The 579-nt window shown below is 59.6% G+C and carries 1 protein-coding gene; it reads left to right on the forward strand.

Features of this window, described 5'->3' with window-relative positions; all coding sequences use genetic code 11:
• The coding region (locus CJ197_RS14785; protein WP_146007803.1) for an S-layer homology domain-containing protein at positions 1 to 579 on the forward strand (579 nt) is incomplete at its 5' end.

The following is a 579-nucleotide window of genomic DNA, read 5'->3' on the forward strand; positions in this document are numbered from 1 at the left end:
CTCGTGTTCTCTGATGTGAATGTCGGGGATATGTTCTATGACGAGATTATGTGGATGGCTGAGTCGGGGTATTCGACGGGGTGGAAGGAGGATGATGGGACGTCGACGTTCCGTCCTCTGGAGCCGGTGAATCGTGATGCGATGGTGGCGTTCCTGTATCGGATGGCGGGGTCGCCGGAGGTGTCGTATCCGCGGTCTGAGCCGTTCCGTGATGTGAAGCGTGGGGATGAGCATTACGATGCGATCATCTGGGCGTATCAGCAGGGTGTTGCGCGGGGTTGGTCGGATCGGACGTTCCGTCCGACGGAGCCGATTGCGCGTGATGCGATGGCGGCGTTCGTGTATCGGTATGCGGGGTCTCCGGATGTGCCTGAGCTGACGGAGGATCCGTTCTCGGATGTGTCGAAGGATTCGAAGTTTGCCGAGGAGATTGCGTGGATGAAGTCGGAGGGTATTGCGACGGGGTGGCCGGATGGATCGTATCGCCCGTTGGCGTCGACGAAGCGTGATGCGACGGCGGCGTTCCTGTATCGGATGAATGAGGAGCAGGGCATCACCTACCTCTCCGAAGCGGACTGA

The sequence above is a fragment of the Brachybacterium sp. UMB0905 genome, assembly GCF_002871795.1.
Classification (GTDB): domain Bacteria; phylum Actinomycetota; class Actinomycetes; order Actinomycetales; family Dermabacteraceae; genus Brachybacterium.